At 64.2% G+C, this 26,977-nt stretch carries 23 protein-coding genes; 6 read left to right on the forward strand and 17 right to left on the reverse strand.

Annotation, left to right across the window (positions count from 1 at the left end; all coding sequences use genetic code 11):
- The first annotated feature begins 29 nt into the window (after window positions 1-29).
- Window positions 30-806 carry a class I SAM-dependent methyltransferase gene (locus ACIPZ8_RS08480; RefSeq protein ID WP_400721479.1) on the forward strand — a complete coding sequence of 259 codons (777 nt, stop codon included), beginning with the start codon at window positions 30-32 and terminating at the stop codon, window positions 804-806.
- Between the two features lie 100 nt (window positions 807-906).
- Here the strand turns inward: ACIPZ8_RS08480 and ACIPZ8_RS08485 are convergent, their stop codons facing one another.
- Window positions 907-1,548, reverse strand: a complete 642-nt coding sequence (locus ACIPZ8_RS08485; RefSeq protein ID WP_400721481.1) for a TetR/AcrR family transcriptional regulator — start codon at window positions 1,546-1,548, stop codon at window positions 907-909.
- 168 nt (window positions 1,549-1,716) lie between these two features.
- Between ACIPZ8_RS08485 and ACIPZ8_RS08490 the strand changes: the two genes are divergently transcribed.
- Complete coding sequence (locus ACIPZ8_RS08490; protein ID WP_400721484.1) at window positions 1,717-2,817, forward strand: efflux RND transporter periplasmic adaptor subunit; 1,101 nt, start codon at window positions 1,717-1,719, stop codon at window positions 2,815-2,817.
- Window positions 2,818-2,823: 6 nt separating this feature from the next.
- Window positions 2,824-5,889 (forward strand): efflux RND transporter permease subunit, encoded by a 3,066-nt coding sequence (locus tag ACIPZ8_RS08495; RefSeq protein WP_400721487.1) that lies wholly within the window; start codon window positions 2,824-2,826, stop codon window positions 5,887-5,889.
- A gap of 61 nt (window positions 5,890-5,950) precedes the next feature.
- On the opposite strand, the gene ACIPZ8_RS08500 is transcribed toward ACIPZ8_RS08495, so the two are convergent.
- The 5 genes from ACIPZ8_RS08500 to plsB form a co-directional block, all read right to left on the reverse strand.
- Window positions 5,951-6,346 (reverse strand): hypothetical protein, encoded by a 396-nt coding sequence (locus ACIPZ8_RS08500; protein WP_400721490.1) that lies wholly within the window; start codon window positions 6,344-6,346, stop codon window positions 5,951-5,953.
- Between the two features lie 143 nt (window positions 6,347-6,489).
- Window positions 6,490-7,176, reverse strand: coding sequence for a DUF4197 domain-containing protein (locus ACIPZ8_RS08505; RefSeq protein ID WP_400721493.1), 687 nt, complete (start codon window positions 7,174-7,176; stop codon window positions 6,490-6,492).
- 32 nt (window positions 7,177-7,208) lie between these two features.
- A complete protein-coding gene (locus ACIPZ8_RS08510) occupies window positions 7,209-7,607 on the reverse strand; it encodes a YbaY family lipoprotein (RefSeq protein ID WP_103445415.1) in 399 nt (132 codons plus the stop codon).
- A 73-nt stretch (window positions 7,608-7,680) separates the two neighbouring features.
- Entirely contained in the window at window positions 7,681-8,055 is a 375-nt protein-coding gene (locus tag ACIPZ8_RS08515) for a YbaY family lipoprotein (RefSeq protein WP_400721497.1), read from the reverse strand.
- A gap of 80 nt (window positions 8,056-8,135) precedes the next feature.
- Window positions 8,136-10,622, reverse strand: coding sequence for a glycerol-3-phosphate 1-O-acyltransferase PlsB (plsB, locus tag ACIPZ8_RS08520; RefSeq protein ID WP_400721500.1), 2,487 nt, complete (start codon window positions 10,620-10,622; stop codon window positions 8,136-8,138).
- 231 nt (window positions 10,623-10,853) lie between these two features.
- Here plsB and ACIPZ8_RS08525 point away from each other — a divergent pair, with 231 nt between their 5' ends.
- Window positions 10,854-11,063 (forward strand): cold-shock protein, encoded by a 210-nt coding sequence (locus tag ACIPZ8_RS08525; protein ID WP_003252255.1) that lies wholly within the window; start codon window positions 10,854-10,856, stop codon window positions 11,061-11,063.
- A gap of 64 nt (window positions 11,064-11,127) precedes the next feature.
- Here the strand turns inward: ACIPZ8_RS08525 and ACIPZ8_RS08530 are convergent, their stop codons facing one another.
- The 4 genes from ACIPZ8_RS08530 to ACIPZ8_RS08545 form a co-directional block, all read right to left on the reverse strand.
- The gene (locus ACIPZ8_RS08530; protein ID WP_085673285.1) at window positions 11,128-11,505 is read right to left on the reverse strand and encodes a hypothetical protein; all 378 of its coding nucleotides are present in this window, start codon (window positions 11,503-11,505) and stop codon (window positions 11,128-11,130) included.
- A 17-nt stretch (window positions 11,506-11,522) separates the two neighbouring features.
- On the reverse strand, window positions 11,523-12,335 hold the full coding sequence (locus tag ACIPZ8_RS08535; protein WP_400721503.1) for a putative RNA methyltransferase: 813 nt from the start codon (window positions 12,333-12,335) through the stop codon (window positions 11,523-11,525).
- A complete protein-coding gene (gene dapE / locus ACIPZ8_RS08540) occupies window positions 12,335-13,486 on the reverse strand; it encodes a succinyl-diaminopimelate desuccinylase (protein WP_400721506.1) in 1,152 nt (383 codons plus the stop codon). Before dapE ends, ACIPZ8_RS08535 begins: the two co-directional genes overlap by 1 nt.
- Before the next feature lie 181 nt (window positions 13,487-13,667).
- Complete coding sequence (locus ACIPZ8_RS08545) at window positions 13,668-16,259, reverse strand: glycosyltransferase (protein WP_400721509.1); 2,592 nt, start codon at window positions 16,257-16,259, stop codon at window positions 13,668-13,670.
- Between the two features lie 132 nt (window positions 16,260-16,391).
- Between ACIPZ8_RS08545 and tcdA the strand changes: the two genes are divergently transcribed.
- A complete protein-coding gene (gene tcdA, locus ACIPZ8_RS08550; RefSeq protein WP_400721511.1) occupies window positions 16,392-17,201 on the forward strand; it encodes a tRNA cyclic N6-threonylcarbamoyladenosine(37) synthase TcdA in 810 nt (269 codons plus the stop codon).
- A 42-nt stretch (window positions 17,202-17,243) separates the two neighbouring features.
- Here the strand turns inward: tcdA and ACIPZ8_RS08555 are convergent, their stop codons facing one another.
- From ACIPZ8_RS08555 to ACIPZ8_RS08570, 4 genes are all read right to left on the reverse strand, one after another.
- Window positions 17,244-17,654: a SufE family protein gene (locus ACIPZ8_RS08555; protein WP_400721514.1), complete on the reverse strand. Its 411-nt coding sequence runs from the start codon at window positions 17,652-17,654 to the stop codon at window positions 17,244-17,246.
- On the reverse strand, window positions 17,651-18,856 hold the full coding sequence (locus tag ACIPZ8_RS08560) for a cysteine desulfurase (protein ID WP_400721516.1): 1,206 nt from the start codon (window positions 18,854-18,856) through the stop codon (window positions 17,651-17,653). The genes ACIPZ8_RS08555 and ACIPZ8_RS08560 overlap by 4 nt, the downstream gene beginning before the upstream one ends.
- Before the next feature lie 120 nt (window positions 18,857-18,976).
- Window positions 18,977-20,011, reverse strand: a complete 1,035-nt coding sequence (dapD, locus tag ACIPZ8_RS08565; RefSeq protein ID WP_400721519.1) for a 2,3,4,5-tetrahydropyridine-2,6-dicarboxylate N-succinyltransferase — start codon at window positions 20,009-20,011, stop codon at window positions 18,977-18,979.
- Between the two features lie 31 nt (window positions 20,012-20,042).
- Window positions 20,043-20,390, reverse strand: a complete 348-nt coding sequence (locus ACIPZ8_RS08570; RefSeq protein ID WP_400721569.1) for an ArsC family reductase — start codon at window positions 20,388-20,390, stop codon at window positions 20,043-20,045.
- Window positions 20,391-20,962: 572 nt separating this feature from the next.
- Here ACIPZ8_RS08570 and ACIPZ8_RS08575 point away from each other — a divergent pair.
- On the forward strand, window positions 20,963-22,609 hold the full coding sequence (locus tag ACIPZ8_RS08575) for a Na+/H+ antiporter (protein WP_400721521.1): 1,647 nt from the start codon (window positions 20,963-20,965) through the stop codon (window positions 22,607-22,609).
- A gap of 39 nt (window positions 22,610-22,648) precedes the next feature.
- Here ACIPZ8_RS08575 and ACIPZ8_RS08580 read toward each other — a convergent pair whose 3' ends face one another.
- From ACIPZ8_RS08580 to ACIPZ8_RS08590, 3 genes are all read right to left on the reverse strand, one after another.
- The gene (locus ACIPZ8_RS08580) at window positions 22,649-22,954 is read right to left on the reverse strand and encodes an EF-hand domain-containing protein (RefSeq protein WP_400721524.1); all 306 of its coding nucleotides are present in this window, start codon (window positions 22,952-22,954) and stop codon (window positions 22,649-22,651) included.
- Window positions 22,955-23,022: 68 nt separating this feature from the next.
- Window positions 23,023-24,219: a succinyldiaminopimelate transaminase gene (gene dapC / locus ACIPZ8_RS08585; protein ID WP_400721527.1), complete on the reverse strand. Its 1,197-nt coding sequence runs from the start codon at window positions 24,217-24,219 to the stop codon at window positions 23,023-23,025.
- A gap of 30 nt (window positions 24,220-24,249) precedes the next feature.
- Window positions 24,250-26,952 carry a [protein-PII] uridylyltransferase gene (locus tag ACIPZ8_RS08590; protein ID WP_400721529.1) on the reverse strand — a complete coding sequence of 901 codons (2,703 nt, stop codon included), beginning with the start codon at window positions 26,950-26,952 and terminating at the stop codon, window positions 24,250-24,252.
- Window positions 26,953-26,977: the final 25 nt, after the last annotated feature.

Here is a 26,977-nt window from a genome sequence, read left to right on the forward strand (position 1 = left end):
TGGCTGGGTTCAATTTCTAGGTGTGAAAGATGGAAGAGCAGGGCACAGGTATCCGGGTCGAGGCGCTGTCGGCTGAGTTCGAGGCGCAAGCTGCCGCATGGGCCGAGCGCCTGGCGCTGCCGCTGCAGGACGACGCTGCCGGGTTTGCCGTGCAGGTGGGCGTCGATGGCTTGCAGATCCAGCAGCTGGGGCCGCAGGCGCCGGGGCCGGTACGGGTGGACTTCGTCGAGGGCCAGGCTGCGCACCGTCGCCAGTTTGGCGGAGGTAACGGCCAGATGATTGCCAAGGCCGTCGGTATCGCCCAGGGTGTGCGGCCGCAGGTGCTGGACGCCACAGCGGGCCTGGGCAAGGATGCGTTCGTGCTGGCCAGCCTGGGTTGCCAGATGACCTTGATCGAGCGCCAGCCGCTGATTGCTGCGCTGCTGGAGGATGGCCTGTCACGGGCTCGCGCGGATGATGAGGTGGGGCCGATTGTCGGGCGCATGCGCCTGCTGACGGGTAACGCCATCGAACGTATGCGCAGTTGGGAAGGCGAGCCGCCGCAGGTGATCTACCTCGACCCGATGTTCCCGCACCGTGACAAGAGCGCCTTGGTGAAGAAGGAAATGCGCGTGTTCCGGCCCTTGGTTGGTGATGACCTGGATGCTCCGGCGTTGCTCGAAGCCGCCCTGGCCCTGGCCAGCCACCGCGTAGTAGTGAAGCGGCCGCGCAAGGCGCCGATCATTGATGGGCCAAAGCCGAGCCATAGCCTGGAAGGCAAGTCGAGCCGGTATGACATCTACCCGAAAAGGGCCCTGAAGGCCTGATCACCTGGCCCCACACTTTCAGCTTCGCAGCGCAGATGGCCGGGGCCGCTATGCGGCCCTTTCGCGACACAAGGCCGCTCCTACAAAGGCCGCGCAAACTTCAGCGTTGGTATGCGCGGATGAACACCCCAACCACCTCGCGCACATGGGCCTCGGCCTCTTCCCCTTCCAGCGGCCCTGCACAACCCAGCAGCAAGCGGTAATCCGGCGCACCCTTGACCAGGCAGAAGAAGTGCTCCGCCGCCTGCAACGGATTGGCAATCCGCAGCATTCCCCGCTCGTCGATCCCGCGCAGCAGCGCCTCCATGCCCATCAGCACCCGCTTGGGCCCGGCTTCATAGAAGTACTCGCCAAACCCTGGGTCCTGGCTGCCCAGCGCCATGATCAGGCGGCTGAGTTTGACCGCCTCGTCGCTGCTGATCAGCGCCTGGAAGCTGCGGCCGATATTCAGCAGCACCTCCTCCACCGCAGCCCCTTCGGGGTACTCGAATATCAGGTCGGGCAACTGGTTCTGGCAGGTCGCCATCACCGCCGAGCCGAACAGCGTCTGCTTGTCGGTGAAGTGGCTGTAGACCGTGAGCTTTGAAACACCTGCCGCCGCAGCGACCGCATCCATGCTGGTGTTGGCGTAGCCAAGGCTGAGGAACAGGGCCTTGGCGGCTTCGAGGATGGCCTCGCGCTTGGCCAGGTCCTTGGGCCGGCCCGGGCCGATGGGTGCGTCGTTGGACATTGGAATCCGCATCTGGTTGAAGGGGCGCCCATCTTACCGGCTCGAACCGCTTCCGGCTGCAGGTCGCGACCATCGTTAATGTTGATTTTCTTTCCGACGCTGGCTTCCCGGCCTCGGTTCCCTGACTTAATATACTCGTCAGTATAAATATTCGATGTGCTCTTCGCGAAAGGATTCATCATGTTGCGCCATGCCTTGTCCCTCGCTCTGCCCGTTGCCGCCGCACTGCTGCTGGTTGCCTGCGGCCAGGAAGCCGCCCCGCCTGCCGCGCCGCGCCCGGCCCTGGTGGTGCAGCCGCAGCCGGCAGAAGCCGCTGCCGACAGTTACCCTGGTGAAGTGCGCGCGCGCTTCGAGCCCGAGCTGGCCTTCCGCATTGGCGGCAAGGTCAGCAAGCGCCTGGTGGAGGAAGGGCAGCGGGTCAAGGCCGAACAGCCGCTGGCCGAGCTTGACCCGCAGGACGTGCGCCTGCAGCTGGAGGCCAACCGCGCACAGCTGGCGGCGGCCGAGGCCAACCTGTCGCTGGTGCGCACCGAGCGCGACCGCTACCAGAAGCTGCTGGATCGGCAGATGGTCAGCCACTCCCAGTACGACAACGCGGAAAACCTCTACCGCGCAGGCCTCGCCCGCCTGAAGCAGGCCAAGGCCGAATTCGACGTGGCCGGCAACCAGGCCGAATACGCCGTGTTGCGTGCGCCTCAGGCAGGCGTCATCGCCAAGCGTCAGGTTGAAGTCGGCCAGGTGGTCGCGGCCGGGCAAACCGTGTTCACACTCGCCGCCGACGGTGAGCGTGAAGTGGCCATCGGCCTGCCGGAACAGCAGTTCGCCCGTTTTGCCGTGGGCCAGGCTGTCAGCATCGAATTGTGGTCGTACCCCAACGAGCGCTTCCAGGGGCGCATTCGCGAGTTGTCCCCAGCGGCCGACCCGCGGTCACGCACCTTCGCCGCACGCATTGCCTTCACCTCGGCCAAGGTGCCTGCCGAGCTGGGGCAGAGCGCGCGGGTGTTCATTGCCCATGACGGGGTGATTCCGCTGGCGGTGCCGTTGTCGGCAGTGACTGCGGAAAACGGCCAGGCCTATGTCTGGCGGGTCAACAAGGACAGCCGCCTGGAGCGCGCCGTGGTGCGCCTGGGGCCCTATGGCAGCGACACCGTGCCGGTGCTCGAAGGCCTGGCACCGGGCGATTGGGTAGTCGCTGCCGGCGGCCATGTGCTGCGCGAGGGGCAGGAGGTGCGGCCGGTGGACCGCACCAACCGTGTGGTGAACCTGACGGCCAAGGAGTAAGTCCCGATGGGTTTCAACCTTTCCGCATGGGCGCTGCGTAACCGCCAGATCGTGCTGTTCCTGATGATTCTGCTGGCTGCCATCGGCGCCGTGTCCTACACCAAGTTGGGGCAGAGTGAAGACCCACCGTTCACTTTCAAAGCCATGGTCATTCGTACCCTGTGGCCGGGGGCCACGGCCGAGGAAGTGTCGCGCCAGGTGACCGAACGCATTGAGAAGAAGCTGATGGAGACCGGTGAGTACGAGCGGATCGTCTCGTTCTCGCGCCCGGGCGAATCGCAGGTGACTTTCATGGCCCGCGACTCGCTGCATTCCAAGGACATTCCCGAGCTCTGGTACCAGATCCGCAAGAAGGTCGCGGACATCCGCCATACCTTGCCGCCGGAGATCCAGGGGCCGTTCTTCAACGACGAATTCGGTACCACTTTCGGCAACATATACGCGCTGACCGGCGCCGGCTTCGATTATGCGGTGCTCAAGGACTACGCCGAGCGCATCCAGATCCAGCTGCAGCGGGTCAAGGACGTGGGCAAGGTCGAGCTGATCGGCCTGCAGGACGAGAAGATCTGGATCGAGCTGTCCAACCTCAAGCTGGCCACCCTCGGCGTGCCGCTGGAGGCGGTGCAGCAGGCGTTGCGTGAGCAGAACGCGGTCAGCACCGCCGGCTTCTTCGAAACCCCCAGCGAGCGCCTGCAACTGCGGGTAAGCGGGCGCTTCGACAGCGTGGATGAGATCCGCCAGTTCCCTATCCGTGTAGGTGACCGCACTTTCCGCATCGGCGATGTGGCCGAGGTGCACCGCGGCTTCAACGACCCGCCCGCTCCGCGCATGCGTTTCATGGGCGAGGACGCCATCGGCCTGGCCGTGTCGATGAAGAATGGCGGCGACATCCTGGTACTTGGCAAAGCCCTGGAGGACGAATTCGAGCGCCTGGCGCGCAACCTGCCTGCGGGCATGGAACTGCGCAAGGTCTCCGACCAGCCGGCGGCGGTCAAGGCCGGAGTCGGTGAGTTCGTCCAGGTGCTGGTCGAGGCGCTGGTGATCGTGCTGCTGGTGAGTTTCTTCTCCCTCGGCCTGCGCACCGGCCTTGTGGTGGCCTTGGCCATCCCGTTGGTGCTGGCCATGACCTTCGCCGCCATGCACTACTTCGGCATCGGCCTGCACAAGATCTCCCTGGGTGCGCTGGTACTGGCGCTGGGCCTGCTGGTGGACGACGCGATCATTGCCGTGGAGATGATGGCGATCAAGATGGAGCAGGGCTTCGACCGCCTCAAGGCGGCCAGCTACGCCTGGACCAGCACGGCGTTCCCGATGCTCACCGGTACGCTCATCACGGCGGCGGGCTTCCTGCCGATTGCCACGGCAGCCTCGAGCACCGGCGAATACACCCGCTCGATCTTCCAGGTGGTAACCATCGCGCTGCTGACCTCGTGGGTCGCGGCGGTGCTCTTCGTGCCTTACCTGGGCGAACGGCTGCTGCCGGACCTGGCCAGGCTGCATGCCGCCCGCCATGGCAAGGACGGACATGCGCCGGACCCTTATGGCACGCCGTTCTACCAGCGCGTGCGGCGCGTGGTGGCGTGGTGCGTGCGGCGGCGCAAGACGGTGATCCTGCTGACCATTGCCGCCTTTGTCGGCAGCATCCTGCTGTTCCGTTTCGTGCCCCAGCAGTTCTTCCCGGCCTCGGGGCGCCCGGAGCTGATGGTCGACCTGAAGCTCGCCGAAGGCGCCTCGTTGGCCAATACCGCCGAGCGGGTCAAGCAACTGGAAGCACTGCTCAAGCAGCAGGACGGCATCGACAACTACGTAGCCTACGTCGGTACCGGCTCACCGCGCTTCTACCTGCCGCTGGACCAGCAGTTGCCAGCCGCCAGCTTTGCCCAGTTCGTGGTGCTGGCCAAGTCGATGGAAGACCGCGAGCGCCTGCGCAGCTGGCTGATCAGCACGGTCGATCAGCAGTTCCCCGACCTGCGTGCCCGCGTCACGCGCCTGGAGAACGGCCCGCCCGTGGGCTACCCGGTGCAGTTCCGGGTTACCGGCGAGCATATCGAAAAGGCCCGTGCCCTGGCCCGCGAAGTGGCGGATAAGGTGCGCGAGAACCCGCATGTGGTCAATGTGCACCTGGACTGGGAAGAGCCGAGCAAGGCGGTCTTCCTGGAGATCGATCAGGACCGCGCACGTGCCCTGGGCGTCAGCACCGCGCAACTGTCGAGCTTCCTGCAGAGTTCGCTGACCGGCACCACGGTCAGCCAGTACCGCGAGGACAACGAATTGATCGAGATCCTCTTGCGCGGCACCCAGCAGGAGCGTGGCGAACTGGGCAACCTCGGCAGCCTGGCGCTGCCCACCAGCAACGGCCAGAGTGTGGCGTTGTCGCAGGTGGCCACGCTGGAATACGGCTTCGAGGAAGGCATCATCTGGCACCGCAACCGCCTGCCGACGGTGACCGTGCGTGCCGACATCTATGACAAGGAGCAGCCGGCAACGCTGGTGAAGCAGATCCTGCCGACCTTGCAGGAAATCAAGGCCAAGCTGCCGGATGGCTACCTGCTGGAAGTGGGCGGCACGGTGGAAGACTCCGAGCGCGGGCAGAAATCGGTGAACGCCGGCATGCCGCTGTTCATCGTGGTGGTGCTGAGCCTGCTGATGATCCAGTTGCGCAGCTTCTCGCGCACGGTGATGGTGTTCCTCACCGCGCCGTTGGGGCTGATTGGCGTGACCTTGTTCCTGCTGGTGTTCCGCCAGCCGTTCGGCTTCGTCGCCATGCTCGGCACCATCGCCCTGGCGGGGATGATCATGCGCAACTCGGTGATCCTGGTGGACCAGATCGAGCAGGATATCGCATCGGGGCTGGACCGCTGGCAGGCGATCATCGAGGCCACGGTACGGCGCTTCCGGCCGATCGTGCTGACCGCGCTGGCGGCGGTATTGGCGATGATTCCGTTGTCGCGGAGTGTGTTCTACGGGCCGATGGCGGTGGCGATCATGGGCGGGTTGATCGTGGCCACGGCGTTGACCTTGTTGTTCTTGCCAGCACTCTATGCGGCTTGGTTCAGAGTGAAACAGCAATAAGAGAGCAAGGCGCCAGCAACGGGAGCTGGCGCCATGTCTGCGTATGGAACGGTGCCGATGATTACCAGTTAATACAGGCGCCTGTACGTCCCAGGCAAGGGCCATGTCCCCTGAAAGCTTTTGGCACTATTCGGGCGCTGTCCTGAGCAACGAACGTTTCATTCCATACCACTCGCTCGCCCTTGTTAGAGTCGGTTGTGACCTTGTAACGCAGGCTCACATGGTAACGATTGCCTGCCTTGAGTTCTTTTCCGTCAATCATGAAGCTGAAGGTCTGCGGCAGGCAAAGCTCTGCGTCCTGCTTGATCGTGATGATTGGATGCATCACGCCTTGGGCTGCTCCCCAGCCCTCCAGATTTTCACTCAAGACCAATTCGTAACCCGCCGATGCATCAGGTAATACCTGGTGTTTATCCGGGCAGTCGAAGAAGATCTGGAAGTATTGAGTAGAAGACATTGTTGGAAGCTCCTCATTGATAAGAGCCACTACCATGCAGCCGGACAAACTTAAAAGGAGCTGGGAAACAGGAACCTGCTAGCAGGCATCGAAGGAGCGGCAGCAATCCCTGGCGCTGGCCGCTCGCGATAGCGCAGGTGAGATCAGAGGGCGCCGAAGACTTTCTTGGCCAGGCTGGTAGCCGCCTGCGCCGGGTTCTGGCGAATGCTCTGCTCCTGCTTGGCAATCATCTCGAACAGGCCGTCCATCGCCTTCTCGGTCACATAGTTCTCGATGTTGGCGTCATCCTTGATCAGCCCCAGGCCCTTGGCCTGACCGGCAAAGGCATTGTACTGCTGGGCCAAGCCGACCTTGTCGGTGGCCTGCTTGACGATCGGCAGGAACTTGGCGCGGATCTGCTCGCGGCTGCTCTTGTTCAGGTACTGGGTGGCCGAATCGTCACCGCCGCTGAGGATGCCCTTGGCATCGGTCACGGTCATCTTCTTCACGGCCTCCACCAGAATCGTCTGGGCCTGCGGCACGGCAGCTTCGGCGGCCTTGTTCATGCTGGTTTCCAGGGTTTCGACCTGGTCGCCCTTGCCGAACATCTTCATGGCCTTGGCAGCCTTGCCGAGGTTGCCCGGCAGCTCGATACGCACATCGGGGTTGTTGCTGAAGCCGCCTGGGGTGCTTAACTGCTTGACGGCAATCTGCGCACCCTGGGTGAGGGCGTCCTTCAGGCCACCGGTGGCGTCGGACTGGCTCAGGTCGCCAAGCGACAGGGCCAGGGCGCTGGCCGACAGCAGCAGGCCGGCGCACAGGGTAGAGAAGCGCAGGGAGGCGCGAATCATGGGTATTTCCTTATCGATGAAGTGGGGCGGGCTCAGCGCACCGGGTCGACTTTCACCCGTACCGGCTGCTGGTCGCTGCCGTCGAGGGTAACGCCGTGGTGTTCAGTGTTGATGAACAGCAGCTTGCCATCCAGCTCGATCCGCGCGCTGACTGCGTAGCGGTGGCCGGGCTTGACCTGGGCCGGGTCGTAGGTGAGGTGGAACGGCAGCGGCACGTTGCCTTTGACCGGGCCGGCCTGGCGCGCCAGGGTCACGGCGGGAGCGTCCATCAGCGAAACGTCCTGCAACTCGACGCTCAAGGTGGCGGCAGGTGGCAGGGCGATGCGCTGCAGGTAGAAGACTTCGCCATCCAGGCTGGCCTGGGTGGACGGGGTTTGGCTGGAACAGGCTGCGAGCAGGGATGCGCAACACAGCATAAAGAGCTTTTTCATGGAATCTCCGGTTTCCTTGGAGCTGGCTTGTGGCCAACCCCAGGGACTTTAGCGGATTTTCCAGGCCGGATGGTCAATCCATGAGGTTATTCAAGTCGATGCAGCCAGGGAACCGTTTGATCTTGTCGACAATCACCCGTTGCGTATCAAGCTCGGTCTTCGGCTTGATTGGATGGCTGCTGGTGTTGATGTACAGCAGCTGTCCGTCCTTCTCGATGCGTACGGCCAAGCTGTAACTGCGGTGCGAGTCGATCTCGCTGTCATCGAAATTCAGTTGCAGCCGGATCGGCATCGTGCCTCCACAGCGCAACTGCACTTCGGCGAGGCTGACAGACGGTGCATCTGCCAGCGACACATCAAGCAGGCTCAGTTGAACCTGTGCAGCGGCTGGCAGTGCACCGTCGCCGGAGGAAACGATTTCCACATCGATCGATTTCATCTGGGTCATTTCAATTTTCCTTCGTTGGGATCTAGGGGGGCAGCAGGCGGATCCTGATCTTTCGTGAAGGTTGACCACAGACAGAACATTTACCCTTGCACGGCATCCATCGGCTCGTCGCGGTGCAGTGCCACCTGACGGATTGACAGGCGCAGCTCTGCCGACAGCACGCGTTTGGCCACGCCCTCTGCCAGTTCGCCGAGCTTGTCGTGATGCCCCAGCCTGCCGTTGCCATCCGGGCGCAATACGCCTTGCTCGATCAGGGTCTGGATGAAGTGGCGGAACAGGGTCTTGTCGAAGAACTCCGGGGCGTTGAGGCCATGCAGGATCGACAGGCGCTGGGCCATCATCACGCACAGGTCTTCCAGTGCTTCGGCGCTCAGGGTGTTCTGACCGCTGTTGAGCAGCAGCGACGTGGCCATGTAGAAGCGCTGCAAGGTCTGGGTGATGGTGCGGGCGAGCAGGGTCAGCAGCACGAACTGGCGTGAGCTGGGCGCCGGGCGCATGTACAGGCCGTTCTCGTGGCGCAGCAGGCCCTGTTCGACCAGCGCTGCCAGCCATTGGTCGATCACTTCGTCCAGTTGCTCTGGCGTCCAGCGCAGGAACAGTTCGGCCTGCAGATACGGATACAGCGCATGCACATACTGGCCGAGCAGTTCGCGGCTCATCCGCGAGCTGCTGAGGAAGAAGCTTGCAAGCAGCGCAGGCAGGGCGAAGATGTGCAGGACGTTGTTGCGGTAATAGGTCATCAGTACTGCGTTGGCTTCATCCAGATAAAGGATGCGGCCCAGTGCGTCCTTTTGTTCGGCCAGCAGGTCCATGCCGCGGACATGCTCGATCAAAGCCTGGCCGTCGCCTTCGGGCAGGGTGGTGTGTTCGGAGTAAGGCACTTGGCGCAGCAAGGCCAGGTACAGGTCGAGCACACGGGTCAGGGCGCGCTCGTCCAGCGCCAGGCGGCTGGTGGAGAGCAGTGCCAGGGCCACCAGGTTGACCGGGTTGACCGCCGCCGCCTCATTGAGGTGGCGGGCCACGGTTTCGCCCAGGCGGGAGGTGGTCTCGTTGAGCCAGGCCGGGCGATATTGCGGGCCTAGTTCCTGCTCGCGCCAGCCGGGTTGCTGCTCATCGAGGAAGCCGGCCAGCCGGATCGGCTCGCCGAAGTTGACGTACACCTGACCGAAGCGCTGCTTCAGTGCGCCGATGACCTTGAAGATGTCGAAGATCGACTCTTTCTTCTTGCTCGCGCCACGCAGTTCGCCGAGGTAGGTCCGGCCTTCCAGCACGCGTTCGTAGCCGATGTACACCGGCACGAACACGATCGGTGTGCGCGACGAGCGCAGGAAGCTGCGCAGGGTGATCGCCAGCATCCCGGTGCGTGGTTGCAGCATGCGCCCGGTGCGCGAACGGCCGCCTTCGACGAAGTACTCCACCGGGAAACCCTTGGTGAACAGGGTGTGCAGGTACTCGTTGAACACCGCCGTGTACAGCGGGTTGCCCTTGAATGTACGGCGCATGAAGAAAGCGCCGCCACGGCGCAGCAGGCCGCCGATCACCGGCATGTTGAGGTTGATGCCGGCGGCGATGTGGGGCGGCGTCAGGCCATTGCGGAACAGCAGGTAGGACAGCAGCAGGTAGTCGATGTGGCTGCGGTGGCACGGCACGTAGATTACTTCGTGGCCTGGGGCGATGCCTTGCACCTGCTCGATGTGGTTGACCTTGATGCCGTCGTAGATCTTGTTCCAGAACCAGCTCAGCACCACTTCGAGGAAGCGGATCGCGGTGTAGGTGTAGTCCGAGGCGATCTCATTGCCGTAGCGCAGCGCCTGGGCTTCGGCCTTGGCCACGGGCATGTTTTCGCGCTGGGCTTCGTCGGCGATGGCCTGGCGGACCAGGGGGGCATGCACCAGGCCCTTGACCAGGTTGCGCCGGTGCGAGATGTCCGGGCCGATCACAGCGGTCTTGAGGTTGCGAAAGTGCACGCGCATCAGGCGCTGGGCCATGCGCACGGTGCGCTCATGGCCCTTGTTGTGCTGCACCAGTTCACGCAGGTGGATCGGCGCGGAGAACTGTACGCGGGTCTTGCGCCCCAGGATCAGCACGGTCAGCAGCCGGCGCAGGCGCCCGGTCACGGCCCAGCTGTCGGCGAACAGCAGTTTCCACGGGCTGTTCTCACTGGCCGGGGTCTGCCCCCAGAACACGCTGACCGGAATGATCTGGGCGTCTTCCTCGGCGTGCTGGCTGATGGCGGCGACCAGGCGCTCCAGGGTCGGCGGGGCGCCGCGCTTGTCGTGGCGGCCGAGCCAGTCCGGATCCGGGGTCAGGTAAAAGAATGCGGCAGGTTCTTGCAGCGGGCCGACGGCCACCGGCAGCACCGGGCGCGGCAGCCCCGCTTTGGTGCATTCACGGTCGACCACCGCCAGGTCGGTGAGCGAGGGCGAGGGCAGGGCATAGAACACCGGGCGGCTGCGGTCGAGCTTGAGGGTCAGGGACGACTGGTTGATGGTCTCGGAGCGCACCCACAGGTACATCAGGCGACGCAAGGCGCCGAAGATCAGGCGGCGCAGGGGGGAACGGGTCATGGGGTGAGTGCCCTGGGAATGAATTTCAGAGAATAGACAGTCATTTAGTCTGCCGTATCGGCGCAAGTTCAGCAAAATTCGGCAAATAGCGCGACGGTCATGAAATTTTTTTGTTCTGTGTCATATACTCGGCCTGCCACTTGCAGGATATTTCGGCAAGCGGCGTCGACATAGGGAGGACACCCTGTGTCTACAAGGCGATCTTCACAATAAAAATCCGGAGTAGTTCAGATGTCGTCTCGTGAGACTGGGAATGTTAAGTGGTTCAACGATGCCAAAGGTTATGGCTTCATTCAGCGCGAAGGTGGTGCGGATGTGTTCGTCCACTATCGGGCGATCCGCGGTGAGGGGCATCGTACCCTGGTCGAAGGGCAGCGGGTGGAATACGCCTGCGTGCAGGGCCAGAAAGGCCTGCAAGCCGAGGACGTAGTCGGGCTCTGAGCCTCATGTGGCAAGCCTCAAGCTGCAAGTTGACCGTGTAACTTGCAGCCTGAAGCAACCAGTTTCAGCTAGTGCGCCAGGTGATTTCCTCTTCACCGTCGGCGCTGATGCGGATCCAGCGATCGGCATCTTCTTCACCATCTTCCTCGACCCAGCCACCCGGCGCACAACGCACTTCGACGTTCAGCGCGGCGAACGCGGCGCGGGCGCAGGCGACGTCATCGGCCCATGGGGTCTGGTCGCTTTCCAGGTAGAGGCTGTTCCATTTCCCTACAGCCTTGGGTAACCAGGTGACCGGAATGTTACCGGCCTGGCATTTGAAGGTCTGGCCTTTCTGCTTCCATTCGCTGCACGGGCCGATTGCCTGGCTGAGCCATTCGGCAATCTGCTTGTGGTCGACGTCGGCGTCCTTCAGGTAGATCTCGATATCGGGTTGGCGCATAAGGGCTCCGGGTGTGCTCAGTGCTGGCGCACGAAATAGTCATAACGCATGGAAACCGTCACCTCGAACGGCTCAGGCTGGTCGATCACCCGGGCGCGCTTCTCGGCGCTGGCGCGCCAGCCGTGCGGGGTCATCGCCAGCAGGTCGGCACGCGCTTTGGGGGCGGCCAGGCTCAGGCGGAACTCGAGGGTTTCGCTGTGGGCGTGGACCATGCCCTCGGGCACCAGGGCCAGGTGCTTGTCGTCGGCGTAGGGGCGCACTTCATCGTAGAGCACTTCGCGCAGCTCCATCAGGTGGCCGCTGGTCGGGCCCACTCGCATCAGGCCGCCACCGGGGCTGAGCAGGCGCTTGGCCTCGTCCCAATCCAGTGGGCTGAACACGCTGGCGATGAACTGGCAGCTGGCATCGGCCAATGGCACGCGGGCCATGCTGGCGACCATCCAGGTCACGTCGGGCGCGCGGCGGCAGGCGCGCTTGACCGCCTCGCGGGAGATGTCCAGGGCATAGCCCTCGGCGGCCGGCAGGGCCTGGGCGATCTGGGCGGTGTAGTAGCCTTCGCCGCAACCGATGTCTAGCCAGGCGCCGGGCTGGCGCTCGGCGGCCAGCTCGGCCAGGCGGCGAGCCACCGGCGCATAGTGGCCGGCGTCGAGGAAATCGCGGCGGGCTTCGACCATGGCCTGGTTGTCGCCCGGGTCACGGCTGTTCTTGTGCTGCACCGGCAGCAGGTTCAGGTAACCCTGGCGGGCGCGGTCGAAGCGGTGGCCGGCCGGGCACACCACACCGTTGTCGAGCCGCGACAGGGCCGCCTGGCAGAGGGGGCAGGCGAGCATCAGGCGAGCAACCGGACCAGGGTCTGGTAGTAGATTTCGGTCAGCAGGTCGAGGTCGCTGGCCAGGATCCGCTCGTCGACCTGGTGGATGGTGGCGTTGACCGGGCCGAGTTCGACCACCTGGGTGCCCATGGTGGCGATGAAGCGGCCATCGGAGGTGCCGCCGCTGGTCGATGGCTGGGTGTCGCGGCCGGTGACGCCCTTGATGCTGGCCGACACCGCGTCGAGCAGCTCGCCCGGTTCGGTGAGGAACGGCAGGCCCGACAGTGCCCAGTCTACCGACCAGTCCAGCCCGTGCTTGTCGAGGATCGCCGAGACCCGCGCCTGCAGGCCTTCGACCGTCGATTCGGTGGAGAAGCGGAAGTTGAACAGCGCGGTCAGCTCGCCCGGGACCACGTTGGTGGCGCCGGTGCCGGAGTTTAGGTTGGAGATCTGGAAGCTGGTCGGCGGGAAGAACGCGTTGCCTTCGTCCCAGTGCTCGGCAGCCAGTTCCGCCAGGGCCGGGGCGGCCAGGTGGATCGGGTTGCGCGCCAGGTGTGGGTAGGCCACGTGGCCTTGCTTGCCACGCACGGTCAGCTTGGCACCGAGCGAGCCGCGACGGCCGTTCTTGACCACGTCACCGAGCAGGGTGGTGCTCGACGGCTCGCCGACGATGCACCAGTCCAGGCGCTCGTTGCGCGCCTTCAGGCGCTCGACCACGGCCTTGGTGCCATGGTGGGCCGGGCCTTCCTCGTCGCTGGTGATCAGGAAGGCGACCTTGCCGCGGTGGTTGGGGTAGTCCTGCACGAAACGTTCGCTGGCGATCACCATCGAAGCCAGGCTACCTTTCATGTCGGCGGCGCCACGGCCGCAGAGCATGCCGTCGGCGTCGATCAGCGCCTCGAACGGCTCGTGCTGCCACTGCTGCACCGGGCCGGTGGGGACCACGTCGGTATGGCCGGCGAAGCACAGCACCGGACCGTCCTGGGTGCCGTGGGTAGCCCAGAAGTTGTCGACGTCTTCAATGCGCATTGGCTCCAGCTGGAAGCCCACGGCGCCCAGGCGGTTCATCATTTGTGCCTGGCAGTCGGCATCGACGGGGGTGACCGAGGGACGACGGATCAGGTCGCAGGCCAGTTGAAGGGTAGGCGAGAGCTCGGCAGGGGCCGTCATGGGGGACTCCGGGGCAAGGCAAGGCGGGGAAATCTGAGGGGCGTTATCTTATATCAAAGCGTCAGGCCAATGGGGCCGCTTTGCGGCCCTTTCGCGACACAAGGCCGCTCCTGCAGAAGCACGCGATCTCCTGTTGGAGCGGCCTCGTGTCGCGAAAGGGGGGCAAAGCGCCCCCAAGATCTCAAGCCTGCTGCGGTTCTGCAGCCTTCTGCGCAGGTTTGGGCAGTGACGACAGGAACGCCATCACCAGTGCAGCCACATACGGCAACGACTGCACCAGCAACATCGCCACCCAGAAGCGCATGTCCGAACTTGGCAGCCCCTGCACCAGGAAGATGCCCAGTGCCGCGCCCCACAACAGCAGCATGATGAACAGCTCTTCCCGGGCTTCGGAAATCGCCACCAGCAAGCCATGGCTGTCGGCATTCTTCGGTGTGCGGAAGAACGGCATGCTGCTGGTGAAGAAGCCGTACAGCACCGCCTTGGCGATGGTGTGCGACAACGCCAACCCTGCCAATGCCGCGGCAAAGGCATCCTTGAGGTTCACCCCCACCGCGCGGCGGTAGAGGAAGATGATCTTGCCGACCTTGAAGAAGAACAGCGCCAGCGGCGGGATGGCAAAGATCATCAGCGGCGGGTCGACCCGGTGCGGGACGATGATCATCGCCGCCGACCACAGCAGCGCGCCGACCGTGAAGAAGATGTTCATGCCATCGGCAACCCACGGCAGCCAGCCGGCCAGGAAGTGGTAGCGCTGGCCACGGGTCAGCTCGCTACCCTTGCCGCGCAGCAGGGCGCTGGCGTGGTGCTTGATGATCTGGATGGCGCCATAGGCCCAGCGGAAGCGCTGCTTCTTGAAGTCGATGAAGGTGTCGGGCATCAGCCCCTTGCCGTAGCTGTTGTGGGCGTAGGCGGCCGACAGGCCCTTCTCGAATACCCGAAGGCCCAGTTCGGCATCTTCGCAGATGCACCACTCGGCCCAGCCCAGTTCTTCCAGCACGCTGCGCCGGGTCATGGTCATGGTGCCGTGCTGGATGATTGCGTCACGGTCGTTGCGGGTGACCATGCCGATGTGGAAGAAACCCTTGTATTCGCTGTAGCAGAGCTTCTTGAAGGCACTTTCGTGCTGGTCGCGATAGTCCTGCGGCGACTGCACCACGGCGATCTTCGGGTCGGCGAAGTGCGGCACCATGTGCTTGAGCCAGTTGCGGTCGACGCAGTAGTCCGAGTCGATCACCGCGATCACTTCGGCGTCCTTGGCGGTGTGCGGGATCAGGTAGTTCAGCGCGCCGCCCTTGAAGCCGGCCAGGGGGGCGACGTGGAAGAACCTGAAGCGCTCGCCGAGCTTCTCGCAGTGGGCCTTGAGTGGCTCCCACACGGCAGGGTCCTTGGTGTTGTTGTCGATCACCAGGACTTCAAAGTCGGGGTAATCCAGTGCGGCGAGGGCGTCGAGGGTCTGTTTGACCATCTCCGGCGGCTCGTTGTAGCACGGTACATGTACCGACACCTTGGGCCGGTAGGCGCTGTCGCCCTGCACCGGCAGGAACTCGCGACGACGTTTGTGGATCCACACGGCTTCGGCCAGTTCGTGGGCCTCGGTCATCAGCACGATGAACACGCCCAGCGCGCCGAGCGCCAGCAGCACGCCGACAGTCAGGCTGAACCAGGTGCTGTATTGCTGGCTGTAGTCATAGGCGATCCACACCAGTACCGACCCGCACAGGAAGGTGATGAAGGTCAGGAAGGTGCGCCCGCGCTGGCGCAGGGCCGAGCCGTCGATCAGCAGCACGGCCAGGGCAATCATCGCCAGCACCACCGAGGCGACCGCCAGGGCCCGCCACTGCGGGATTGCCACCACCGGCCCCTCGAAGTTGAACTTCTGCTGGCGCTCGGCGTTGTACACGCCCCAGTAGGCGCCTACCGAGCCTTCGTCGTTGGCCTTCCACGGCTGGTCGTAGGCCTCGATGACGAAGTAGTTGTAGCCACGGCGGTTGAGGGTATTGACCAGGGTGCGCAGGTAGATGGCCTGGTCGGCCTGGGTGGCGTCGGCGCCGCCGCGCATGCGGCCGTTGCTTGGCCAGCCGACTTCCGACAGCAGCAGCGGCTTGTGCGAGAACTGGTGGCGCAGTTCGCGGGCACGGTCGAGGACGAACTGCACCGAGTCTTTCATCGGCACGAATTCCCAGTACGGCAGGATGTGCGCGGCGATCAGGTCGACGTGCTTGGCCAGTTCCGGGTGTTCCTTCCAGATGTGCCACTGCTCGCTGGTGGTGACCGGCACCTTGACGGCGGCACGCACCCGATCGAGGTACTGGATCAACTCTTCGGGCGTGACTTCCTCGCGGAACAGCGCTTCGTTGCCGACCACCACCCGCACCACGCTGCGTGAGTGGTTGGCCAGCTCGATGCCTTTTTCGATCTCGCGCTCGTTGCGCTCCAGGTCCTTGCTGATCCAGATGCCCAGGGTCACCCGCAGGCCGAATTCCTCGGCCAGCCGCGGGATCTCGGCCTGGGTGCCCTCGACGGTATAGATGCGGATATTGTCGGTGAGCTTGTTCAACTGCTCCAGGTCCTGGCGTATCTCGTCATCGCTGGGGTATTGGCCCTTTTGCGGGCTCTCGCCGAGGCGGAATGGCGAATACGAGAAACCGGAGATCTGTTCCGGCCAGGCAGGTGCGGAGACTGGGCGATTGATCAGCGCCCAGAACCCGGTGAACAGCGCGGCGATGGCCAGGACCACCACCAGGTTGAGGCCGAATTTACGAGATGACATTGTGGTCCGATTCTGTCCAAGTGATAGGACATTAAAGCAGTAATGGTAGGGTGTTTCCTAACGATGGAGGTGAAAGCCGTCACTGGCCTATAATGCGCGCCGTTTTTCGGGCATGAGTTTCGGGGTAGCAACATGAGCACAGAAGATCCACGCTTTGCCGGCGTTGCCCGGTTGTACGGCAACGAAGGTCTGCAGCGTCTGGGCAACGCCCACGTGGCAGTTGTCGGCATCGGCGGGGTCGGCTCGTGGGCGGCCGAAGCCCTGGCGCGCAGTGGCGTGGGCGAAATCACCCTGTTCGACCTGGACGATGTCTGCGTCAGTAATACCAACCGCCAGGCCCATGCCCTGGAAGGCCAGGTGGGGCGGCCCAAGGTCGAGGTGATGGCCGAGCGCCTGCGGGCGATCAATCCGGCGATCACGGTGCACGCGGTGGCGGATTTCGTCACCCGCGAGACCATGGCCGAGTACATTACCGAAGGTATGGATGCGGTGATCGACTGTATCGACAGCGTGATGGCCAAGGCCGCACTGATCGCCTGGTGCCGGCGCCGCAAGATCGCCATCGTCACCACCGGTGGTGCGGGCGGGCAGATCGACCCGACGCAGATCCAGGTCGGTGACCTCAACAAGACCTTCAACGACCCGCTGGCCTCGCGGGTGCGCTCGACCCTGCGCCGGGACTACAACTTCTCGCGCAATACCAGCCGCAACTATGGCGTGCCGTGTGTGTTCTCCAGCGAGCAGCTGCGGTATCCGAAGGGGGATGGCAGTGTCTGCCTGCAGAAGAGCTTTGTCGGTGAAGGCGTGCGCCTGGACTGCGCGGGGGGCTTTGGTGCGGTGATGATGGTGACCGCGACCTTTGGCATGGTGGCGGCGAGCAAGGCGATCGAGAAGCTGGTGGCGGGCGCGCGACGGCCTTCCGAGCGGGTCAAGCCCGTATAAGCGTTGGGCGTTACGCTCCCACAAGGGTGGCCCACCTTTTATCTAACGGGGCGTTGCCAGCTCCGCCATTCGCAGCAACACCGCATGCAACCCATTGCTGCGCGATGGCGACAGTTGCCGCTCCAGCCCCAGCTGGGTGAACCACTCGCGCAGATCAAGCCCGGCCAGTTCTGCACTGGCCAACCCTTGAACCCGCGCCAGCAGCAGCGCCAGCAGCCCGCGCAGCAACCGCGCATCGCTGCTCGCCTTGAAGTGCCACTGCCCCTCGTGCTGTTCCGCCACCAGCCACACCAGGCTCTCACAGCCATGCACCCGGTTGCTCTCGGACTTTTCCGCCTCACTCAACGGTTCCAGCCGATCGCCCCATTGCATCAGCAGCCGCGCCCGCTGTTCCCAGCCGCGCGCCTGTTCAAAGCCTTCCAGCGCATCCCGGGCTGGCAGAGGCAACGTCATCGCAATAACTCCAGGCCTTGATCAAGCGCCTCGAAGAACCGCTGCAGGTCATCACTGTCGTTGTACAGCCCCAGCGACACGCGAATTGCCCCCTCCAGCCCCAGCCCCTTGAGCAGCGGCATGGCGCAGTGATGCCCGGCGCGTACGGCAATGCCTTGCTCGGTCAGCATATGGGCGATGTCGGCGTTGTGTACGCCTTCGATGACGAAGCTGGCCAGGGCCGCTTGTGGGGTGCCCAGGACGCGCACACCCTCGCGGTCGGCCAGGCCGCGCAGCAGGTGCTGGTGCAGGCTGGTTTCGTGGGCCTCGACCGCATGGCGGTCGAGGCTGGCCAGGTAGTCGAGCGTCGCGCCCAGCCCGATGACCCCGGCGATTGGCGGGGTGCCGGCCTCGAAGCCCAGTGGAGCGGGGCGGAAGCTGGCGTTCTGGTAATCGGCCAGTTGCACCATTTCACCGCCGAACTGCCAGTGGCGCAGCAGCTCCAGTGCCTGAGAGCGACCGTACAGCACGCCGACACCTTCCGGGCCATACAGCTTATGGCTTGAGAACACATAGAAGTCGCAGCCAAGATGCTGCACATCATGGCGGCCATGCACCACGCCCTGGGCACCGTCGACCACGGTCAGCGCGCCTTGTGCACGGGCGTGGGCCAGCAGCGCAGGCAGCGGTTGCCAGGTACCGAGCACGTTGGACAGCTGGCTGATGGCGAGCACGCGGGTGCGCGGGCCGATCAGCTGCAGCGCCTGGTCCAGGTCGATGCGGCCATGCTCGTCCAGTGGCAACACTACCAAGCGCAGGCTTCGCCGGCGGGCCAGTTGCTGCCAGGGCAGCAGGTTGGCATGGTGCTCCAGGGCGCTGATGGCAATCTCGTCGCCCGCTTCGAAACGGTGCTCCAGGCCATAGGCCAACAGGTTCAGCGCCGAGGTAGCGCCATGGGTGAAGATGATCTGCCGTGAATCAGCGGCATTGAGCCAGGCGGCCACCTTGTCGCGGCTGGTCTCGAAGGCCTGGGTTGCCAGTGCGCCGGGCAGGTGCTGTGCGCGGTGCACGTTGGCGGCGCCGTGGCCGTAGTAATGGCTCAGGGCATCGAGCAAGGCCTGAGGCTTCTGGGTGGTCGCGGCGCTGTCCAGGTAGGTCTGGTGCTGCCGTTGCAGGGCGGCGATGGCGGGAAAGTCGGCACGCCAGGGTGAGGGCTGGAACATGTTCGCGGGGCCTGGAATGAAAATCGGGTCTGGCGAGGTGCCAGACCCGATCTTAACATTACAAATGCTGAGAGTCCGCTGATCGCGGGCAAGCTCGCTCCTACAAGGCTCTCAATGTTCTCAGTTGTGGGCGTGCAGCGCCTCGTTCAGCTCGATGGCCGACTTGTGAGTCTTGCACTCCACGGCGCCGTTCAGCGAGTTGCGGCGGAACAGCAGGTCGGTCTGGCCGGCCAGGTCGCGGGCCTTGACCACTTTCACCAGTTCGTTGTTCTCGTCCAGCAGGTTCACCTTGGTGCCAGCGGTGATGTACAGGCCGGCTTCGACGGTGTTGCGGTCGCCCAGTGGAATGCCGATACCGGCGTTGGCGCCGATCAGGCAGCCTTCGCCGACCTTGATGACGATGTTGCCGCCGCCGGACAGGGTGCCCATGGTCGAGCAGCCGCCGCCCAGGTCCGAGCCCTTGCCGACGAATACGCCAGCGGAAACGCGGCCTTCGATCATGCCTGGGCCTTCGGTGCCCGCGTTAAAGTTGACGAAGCCTTCGTGCATGATGGTGGTGCCTTCGCCGATGTAGGCGCCCAGGCGCACACGGGCGGTGTCGGCGATGCGCACGCCGGCCGGGACTACGTAGTCGGTCATCTTCGGGAACTTGTCCACCGAGAACACTTCCAGCAGCTCGCCCTTCAGGCGCGCTTCCAGTTGCAGTTCGGCCAGTTCGCTGAGGTCGACGGCGCCCTGGTTGGTCCAGGCCACGTTCGGCAGCAGCGGGAAGATGCCCGCCAGGCTCAGGCCGTGCGGCTTGACCAGGCGGTGCGACAGCAGGTGCAGCTTGAGGTAGGCCTCTGGGGTCGAGGTCAGGGCGGCGTCTTCGGCCAGCAGGGTGGCGACCAGCGGCTTGTGGCTTTCGGCCAGGCGGGTCAGCAGGGCAGCCTGGGCGGCGTCGACGCCTTTCAGGGCTTCGGCCAGCTGGGCGGCCTGGGCGTTGCTGAAGGCGATGGCCTGGTTGCCACCTTCGTAGCCGAGGATCGGCGCTACTGCGGCAACCAGCTCGGCGCTCGGGTTGATCAGGGGTTGTGCGTAGAACACTTCCAGCCAGGTGCCCTGGCGGTTCTGGGAGCCGACACCGAAGGCCAGGCTGAACAGGGTATTGGACATGTGATTACCTCGTGCGAAATAGGGTAGGGGCTCAGGCCAGCGCGGCGGCGTACAGGTCGGGCTTGAAGCCGACCAGGGTGCGCCCGCCGAGGTCGAGCACCGGGCGCTTGATCATCGACGGTTGGGCGTGCATCAGTTCGACGGCTTTGGCCTGGTCGAGGTCGGCCTTGCTGGCGTCGTCGAGCTTGCGGAAGGTGGTGCCGGCACGGTTGAGGATGACTTCCCAGCCGTGTTCGTTGCACCAGCGGTTCAGGCTGTCGCGGTCGATGCCTTGGGTCTTGTAGTCGTGGAATTCGTAGGCGATGGCTTTGTCTTCGAGCCAGGTACGCGCCTTTTTCATGGTGTCACAGGCTTTGATGCCGTAGAGCGTGTAGGTCATTGTGTGCATTGAGGCCACAGGCTGCCCCAATCTCTCCATTTCCGAATGTCAGTCGCGGGATTATGCGGGAACGATTCTTTGAGCGCCACGGGGTGTGCATACCTTGAGGTTTGTGTTGTCTGTGATACCGAGCGCCGCCCGCGCGGCGCATCGCGGATAAATCCGCTCCTACAGTTTGTTGCAACGTGCCGAACCTGAAACGCCATGGTTGCCAGCCTTGGCGCATGTCTCGAGTCTTGCAAACCGCTGACAACCATGGCCTGACAGGCATGGCCACGTTGCAACAAACTGTAGGAGCGGATTTATCCGCGATGCGCCGCGCGGGCGGCGCTCGATGTCAGCAGCCCCACAGCACCCAAGGCATGCGCCTCCAGGCCAATACGCTCCCGCACCCGCACAGCCCGCAAGGCCCGCAAGGCCCGCAAGACCCATGTATCATCATGTTACATATTCATCCGTCACCTGCGACCATCGTGCAGCGGTATCGATTCACCAGTCCCCGCTAACATATTGTTTCAATGGCGATCTCTCGCCCCGCTGTCGTTTTTGGTTCACAAAGGAAGCCTTCACGGATGCAGTCCGCCTACACCGTCCTCATCCTGCTGACGCTGGTAAGCGTGTCGAAACTGGTCGGGCGCATGATCCCGTTGCCGTTGCCATTGGTGCAGATCGCCGCCGGCGCGTTGCTGGCTTGGCCGACCCTCGGCCTGCATGTGGCCCTGGACCCCGAATTGTTCCTGTTCCTGTTCCTGCCGCCATTGCTGTTCGCCGATGGCTGGCGCATCCCCAAGCGTGAGTTGTGGCGCATCCGCGGGCCGGTAGTGGCGCTGGCCGTGGGGCTGGTGCTGTTCACCGTGGTCGGCGCCGGTTACTTCATCCACTGGTTGCTGCCGAGCATTCCACTGCCGGTGGCCTTCGCCCTGGCCGCCGTGCTGTCGCCCACCGACGCCGTGGCGGTGTCGGCGATTACCCAGGATCGCCTGCCGACCCCGCTGATGCACATGCTGCAGGGCGAGGCATTGATGAATGATGCCTCGGGCCTGGTGACCTTCAAGTTCGCCCTGGTCGCCGCCATTACCGGGGCGTTCTCGCTGGCCGATGCCAGTTTCAGCTTCGTTCTGGTCGCCCTCGGTGGCCTGGCGGTGGGTGTGGCCCTGAGCTGGCTGATCGGTCGCCTGCGTGCCTGGATGATCGCCCGTGGCTGGGATGACCCGGCCACCCACGTGGTCTTCATGCTGCTGCTGCCGTTCGCCGCCTATGTGCTGGCCGAGCGCCTGGGCGTATCGGGCATCCTCTCGGCGGTGGCCGCCGGCATGATGCAGAGCTGGCTCGACCTGTTGCCGCGCCAGACCAGTACCCGCCTGCTCAACCGCAGTGTCTGGTCGTTGCTGGAGTTCGCCTTCAACGGCCTGATCTTCCTGCTGTTGGGCCTGCAGCTGCCGGACATCATCAAGGCCGTGGTCAGCCACGAGGCCACCGTCTGGCCTACCCTGGCCTGGCGCTGCCTGGATGTGCTGGCGATATTTGCTGCGTTGATCCTGCTGCGTTTCATCTGGGTGCAGAGCATCTGGCGGGCGATCGGCGTGGTGCGCCGCTGGCGCGGCAAACCGGCGTTGGTACTGATGCCAACCGCGCGTTCCTGCTGGCTGCTGACCCTGGGCGGTGTGCGCGGGGCGGTAACCCTGGCCGGTGTGATGTCGGTGCCACTGTTGATGGGGGCGGGCCAGGCCTTCCCCGAGCGTGACCTGCTGATCTTCATTGCTGCCGGGGTGATCCTGCTGTCGCTGGTCAGTGCCTGTATTGCGTTGCCGGTGCTGCTGCGCGGGATCACCAAAAGCCCGGACGAACGGTTGCATCAGGAAGTGCAGGAAGCCTGGCGACGTACCGCCGAGGCGGCGATCCATGCCTTGGAGGCTGAAGAAGTGATCGACGCCAGCGCGCCTCAGGATGCGGCTCAGGCGACCTTGGCTACCGAGTTGAAGGCACGGCTGATGGCCGAGTATCGGGATGAACTGGACAGCTACAACGATACAGCCGAGGCACGGGCAATGGCCGAGCAGATGGATTTGCTGGAGCGGCGTTTGCGCCTGCGGGCGCTGCGGGCGCAGCGGCTGGAGCTGTACAACCTGCATCGTCAGCACCTGGTCGGTGATGAGGTGGTGCGTCAGGTGTTGGGTGAACTGGACATGAGCGAGGCGAACCTGGGGCAGGTCAGATAATGGGCCGCGGCCTGCTTGAGCCGCGGCTGGCGCTGCGGTTCAGTCGCAGGGCGCGGTGCCGTCCAGGCGGATAAAGAACTCTTTGACGCTGATGAAACCATCGTTGTCGAGGTTCACTTCTTTGATGGCCTTATCGAATTCTTCTTCGCTGTAAACGTCGAGCCAGGCAAGCTTGAACTCCTCGATGGACACCTTTCTGTCGCCATTACGGTCGAGTTCCAGCAATGTCTCCCTGGCCTTGTCGCACAGATCCTGTTCGCGCTGTTTCACGTGTTTGCCTCTTACCGGGTGGGGAAGTTGCTCAATTTGCCCGATAGGCGGCGGCCAGAAGTTCAGGCCTTTCATCAAACCTGGCGCGACAGTTCATTGAAGCCTGTCGGCAAAGGTGGGGCCGCAGGCGGCCCCGCCTGCGGTCAACGGTTTTGCAGGAAGGCGCGAATCCGCTCGGCCGCCTCGATGCACTCGGCCAGCGGCGCAACCAGCGCCATGCGCACCCGGCCAGCGCCCGGGTTCACACCGTCGACTTCACGGGACAGGTATGAGCCCGGCACCACGGTTACATGCTGGGCCTCGAACAGGTCGCGGGTGAACTCGGCATCGCCGCCCGGCACCTTGGCCCACAGGTAGAAGCTGCCGTCTGGGCGCTGCACGTCCATCACCGGCTGCAGGATGTCGAGCACGGCATCGTACTTGGCACGGTACTGGTCACGGTTCTCGCGCACATGCGCCTCGTCCTGCCAGGCCGCGACGCTGGCCAGCTGGGTTTGTACCGGCATCGCGCAGCCGTGGTAGGTGCGGTACAGCAGGAACGGCTTGATGATCGACGCGTCTCCGGCGACGAAGCCCGAACGCAGGCCCGGCAGGTTGGAGCGCTTGGACAGGCTGTGGAACACCACGCAACGCGCGAAATCGCTGCGGCCGAGCTCGGCGCATGCACTCAGCAGCCCTGGTGGCGGCGCATCTTCATCGAAATACAGCTCGCTGTAGCACTCGTCGGCGGCGATCACGAAGTCGTGCTCATCGGCCAGGGCGATCAGCTTCTTCAGGGTGTCCATCGGCACCAGGGCGCCGGTGGGGTTGCCTGGCGAGCACAGGAAGAGGATCTGGCAGCGCTTCCATACCTCGGCCGGCACGGCCTCGAAGTCCGGGTTGAAGCCGTTGTCTTCCAGGCAGGGCAGGTAGTGCGGGGTGGCACCGGCCAGCAGGGCTGCGCCTTCGTAGATCTGGTAGAACGGGTTGGGGCTGACCACCAGGCCATCATCGGCACGGTTGACCACGGCCTGGGTGAAGGCGAACAGCGCCTCGCGGGTACCATTGACCGGCAGGATGTGGCGATCGGCGTCCAGCCAGCCGGCCGGCACGCCGAAGCGGCGCTCGCACCATTGGCCGATGGCCTGGCGCAGGGCCGGCAGGCCGAGGGTGCTCGGGTACACCGCCAGCTTGTCGAGGTTGTCGGCCATGGCCTGGGCGACGAACGCCGGCGATTCGTGCTTCGGTTCACCGATCGACAGGGCGATGGCGCGTTTGTCCGCCGCAGGCTTCACAGTGCCCAGCAGGGCGCGCAGTTTCTCGAACGGGTAAGGCTGAAGCTGGGTCAAGGCATGGTTCATCGGCGCAAGGTCTCGTCAATCGTCTAATCGTTAAAAAGTCACGCGGGTCGGGCTGGCGTCGCTGGCCTGGCCGGCCTGCAGCTGCTGCACGATGGCCTCCTGCAGGCGGCTGCACAGCTGCGGGTCGGACAGCGGCTGGTTGTCGGCGTCGGTGATGAAGAACACGTCTTCCACCCGCTCGCCGAGGGTGGCGATCTTGGCGTTCTGCAACGACAGGTCGAACTCCAGGAAGATCCGCCCGAGCCGTGCCAGCAGGCCGGGGCGGTCCGGTGCGGTGATCTCGAGGATGGTCACCGGGCGCTGGGCATCGTTGAGGATGGTTACCTGCGGCGGGAAGTTGAAGTGCTTGAGCTGGCGCGGTACCCGGCGCTGGATGATGGTCGGGTAGTCCTCGGGGTTGCGCAGCGCTTCGGTCAGGCCGTCGCGGATCTGCTTGACCCGCTGCGGGTTGTCGCCGATCGAGCCGCCATCGTTGTCGAGCACGATATAGGTGTCGAGGGTGAACTGGCTGCTTGAGGTGATGATCCGCGCATCATGGATGTTCAGGTTCAGCTGCGACATGGCGGCCACGGTCACGGCGAAGAAATCGTGCTGGTCGGGCGCGTAGATGAAGATCTGCGTGCCGCCCTCGAACTCGCGCTGGGTGGTTTCCTTGATCAGCACCAGCGGCCCGCCATCGGCCGGTTGCTGGAGGATGGCGTCGCTGTGCCAGGCCACGTCGGCGGCGTTGTGCTTGAGGAAGTAGTCATCGCCCAACTGCGACCACAGCTGCTCGACATCGTCCGGGTCGGTGCCCTCGCGCACGAGGATGTCCAGCGCGGCCGACTGGGTCTGGCGGATCTGTTCCTCGCGGTCCAGCGGGTTTTCCAGGCCGCGGCGCAGGGCGCGCTTGGTCTCGGTGTAGAGCTGGCGCAGCAGGCTGGCGCGCCACGAGTTCCACAGGCTGGGGTTGGTGGCGTTGATGTCGGCCACGGTCAGCACATAGAGGTAGTCCAGGCGCGTCTCGTCGCCCACATGCAGGGCAAAATCGTTGATCACCTGCGGGTCGGACAGGTCCTTGCGCTGGGCGGTGGTCGACATCACCAGGTGGTTCTGCACCAGCCAGACGATCAGCCGACTGTCCCAGGCCGGCAACTGGTGGCGTTCGCAGAACTTCTGCGCATCCACCGCGCCGATCTCGGAGTGGTCGCCCTGGCGGCCCTTGCCGATGTCGTGGTACAGGCCGGCCAGGTAGATCAGTTCAGGCTTGGGCAGGCGGCCCATGAGCTTGCTGGCCAGCGGGAATTTCTCGGACACCGGCGTGTACTGCAGCTTGCGCAGGTGCTTGATGAGGTTGAGGGTGTGCGCATCGACCGTGTAGATGTGGAACAGGTCGTGCTGCATCTGCCCGACGATCAGGCCGAACTCCGGCAGGTAGCGGCCGAGGATCCCATAGCGGTTCATCCGCCGCAGGTTGCGGTGGATGCCGATTTCGCACTTGAACAGCTCGATGAACAGGCTGGTGTTGCGAATATCGTTGCGGAAGGTGTCGTCGATCAGGTGCCGGTGCTCGCGCAGCAGGCGCACGGTGTCTGCACGCACGCCCTTGATCTCCGGGTGCTGGGCCATCAGCACGAAGATCTCCAGCATGGCGAACGGGGTGCGCTTGAACACGTTCGGACTGACCGCTTCGATGTAGCCGTCGTGCAGCCGGAAGCGCGCATTCAAGGGCTGCGTGGCACCGCTGTCGTCATCGGCGAGGATGACTTCCTCGAAGTGCTGGATGATCAGGTCGCACAACTGGCTGATGCTCATCACCACCCGGTAGTACTGCTGCATGAACTGTTCGATGGCGCGCTTGGGGTTTTCGTCGCTGTAGCCGAGCAGTGCAGCGATGCTGCGCTGGTGGTCGAACAGCAGGCGGTCTTCGGCGCGGCCGGCGAGCATGTGCAGGGCGTAGCGCACCTTCCACAAAAAATCCTGGGACGAGGCCAGCAGTTCGTTCTCGCTTTCCAGCAGGAAGCCTTCGCCGGCCAGGGCGTGCAGGTTGAGCGTGCCGTACTGGCGGCGGGCCACCCAGAGCACCGTCTGGATGTCACGCAGGCCACCGGGCGAGCCTTTGACGTTGGGTTCGAGGTTGTACTCGGTGTCGTTGTACTTGTGGTGGCGGGCCTTGAGCTCGGCGCGCTTGGCCAGGAAGAACTCCTTGCTCGGCCACATGTAGGTGGTACTGGTCACCTCGAGCATGCGCTGGCGCAGGTCTTCCGGGCCGGCAATGGTGCGGCTTTCCATCAGGTTGGTGATCACCGTCAGGTCAGCGCGGGCCTGCTCGGCGCATTCGCCGACGGTGCGCACGCTCTGGCCGACTTCCAGGCCGATGTCCCAGAGCAGGGTGAGGAAACGTTCGATGGCCTCGCGGTACTGCTCATGCTCGGCGGCGCCGAGCAGGATCAGCAGGTCGATGTCCGAGTGCGGGTGCAGTTCACCGCGGCCATAGCCGCCAACTGCCACCAGGGCGATACCGCTCGGGTCGCCCCAGTCGAACTGGTTCCAGGCCTGTTGCAGGATGTTGTCGACCAGCCAGGCGCGGGCTTCGATCAATGGGCGAATTTCGCAACCCGTGCGAAAACGTTTGTCGAGCACCTCGCCGGCCTGGCGGATGGCTTTCTTGAAGGCGGCGATGGGGCTCGCCTTGAGGGCCAGTTCCGCCTGGAACTGGCCGCGGTCGAACAGCTCGGGATCCACCTGGGGCATCGCGTCGCGTTCCTGTCTGAAGGTT

Origin of the sequence: Pseudomonas sp. NPDC089422, assembly GCF_044749405.1 — a bacterium.
GTDB lineage: Bacteria > Pseudomonadota > Gammaproteobacteria > Pseudomonadales > Pseudomonadaceae > Aquipseudomonas.

What these genes read in the sequence shown, in the direction of transcription:
- ACIPZ8_RS08480 (WP_400721479.1), top strand. Translation starts at nt 30, where the DNA reads ATGGAAGAGCAGGGCACAGGTATCCGGGTCGAGGCGCTGTCGGCTGAG.
- ACIPZ8_RS08485 (WP_400721481.1), bottom strand. Translation starts at nt 1,548, where the DNA reads ATGCGGATTCCAATGTCCAACGACGCACCCATCGGCCCGGGCCGGCCC.
- ACIPZ8_RS08490 (WP_400721484.1), top strand. Translation starts at nt 1,717, where the DNA reads ATGTTGCGCCATGCCTTGTCCCTCGCTCTGCCCGTTGCCGCCGCACTG.
- ACIPZ8_RS08495 (WP_400721487.1), top strand. Translation starts at nt 2,824, where the DNA reads ATGGGTTTCAACCTTTCCGCATGGGCGCTGCGTAACCGCCAGATCGTG.
- ACIPZ8_RS08500 (WP_400721490.1), bottom strand. Translation starts at nt 6,346, where the DNA reads ATGTCTTCTACTCAATACTTCCAGATCTTCTTCGACTGCCCGGATAAA.
- ACIPZ8_RS08505 (WP_400721493.1), bottom strand. Translation starts at nt 7,176, where the DNA reads ATGATTCGCGCCTCCCTGCGCTTCTCTACCCTGTGCGCCGGCCTGCTG.
- ACIPZ8_RS08510 (WP_103445415.1), bottom strand. Translation starts at nt 7,607, where the DNA reads ATGAAAAAGCTCTTTATGCTGTGTTGCGCATCCCTGCTCGCAGCCTGT.
- ACIPZ8_RS08515 (WP_400721497.1), bottom strand. Translation starts at nt 8,055, where the DNA reads ATGACCCAGATGAAATCGATCGATGTGGAAATCGTTTCCTCCGGCGAC.
- plsB (WP_400721500.1), bottom strand. Translation starts at nt 10,622, where the DNA reads ATGACCCGTTCCCCCCTGCGCCGCCTGATCTTCGGCGCCTTGCGTCGC.
- ACIPZ8_RS08525 (WP_003252255.1), top strand. Translation starts at nt 10,854, where the DNA reads ATGTCGTCTCGTGAGACTGGGAATGTTAAGTGGTTCAACGATGCCAAA.
- ACIPZ8_RS08530 (WP_085673285.1), bottom strand. Translation starts at nt 11,505, where the DNA reads ATGCGCCAACCCGATATCGAGATCTACCTGAAGGACGCCGACGTCGAC.
- ACIPZ8_RS08535 (WP_400721503.1), bottom strand. Translation starts at nt 12,335, where the DNA reads ATGCTCGCCTGCCCCCTCTGCCAGGCGGCCCTGTCGCGGCTCGACAAC.
- dapE (WP_400721506.1), bottom strand. Translation starts at nt 13,486, where the DNA reads ATGACGGCCCCTGCCGAGCTCTCGCCTACCCTTCAACTGGCCTGCGAC.
- ACIPZ8_RS08545 (WP_400721509.1), bottom strand. Translation starts at nt 16,259, where the DNA reads ATGTCATCTCGTAAATTCGGCCTCAACCTGGTGGTGGTCCTGGCCATC.
- tcdA (WP_400721511.1), top strand. Translation starts at nt 16,392, where the DNA reads ATGAGCACAGAAGATCCACGCTTTGCCGGCGTTGCCCGGTTGTACGGC.
- ACIPZ8_RS08555 (WP_400721514.1), bottom strand. Translation starts at nt 17,654, where the DNA reads ATGACGTTGCCTCTGCCAGCCCGGGATGCGCTGGAAGGCTTTGAACAG.
- ACIPZ8_RS08560 (WP_400721516.1), bottom strand. Translation starts at nt 18,856, where the DNA reads ATGTTCCAGCCCTCACCCTGGCGTGCCGACTTTCCCGCCATCGCCGCC.
- dapD (WP_400721519.1), bottom strand. Translation starts at nt 20,011, where the DNA reads ATGTCCAATACCCTGTTCAGCCTGGCCTTCGGTGTCGGCTCCCAGAAC.
- ACIPZ8_RS08570 (WP_400721569.1), bottom strand. Translation starts at nt 20,390, where the DNA reads ATGACCTACACGCTCTACGGCATCAAAGCCTGTGACACCATGAAAAAG.
- ACIPZ8_RS08575 (WP_400721521.1), top strand. Translation starts at nt 20,963, where the DNA reads ATGCAGTCCGCCTACACCGTCCTCATCCTGCTGACGCTGGTAAGCGTG.
- ACIPZ8_RS08580 (WP_400721524.1), bottom strand. Translation starts at nt 22,954, where the DNA reads ATGAAAGGCCTGAACTTCTGGCCGCCGCCTATCGGGCAAATTGAGCAA.
- dapC (WP_400721527.1), bottom strand. Translation starts at nt 24,219, where the DNA reads ATGAACCATGCCTTGACCCAGCTTCAGCCTTACCCGTTCGAGAAACTG.
- ACIPZ8_RS08590 (WP_400721529.1), bottom strand. Translation starts at nt 26,952, where the DNA reads ATGCCCCAGGTGGATCCCGAGCTGTTCGACCGCGGCCAGTTCCAGGCG.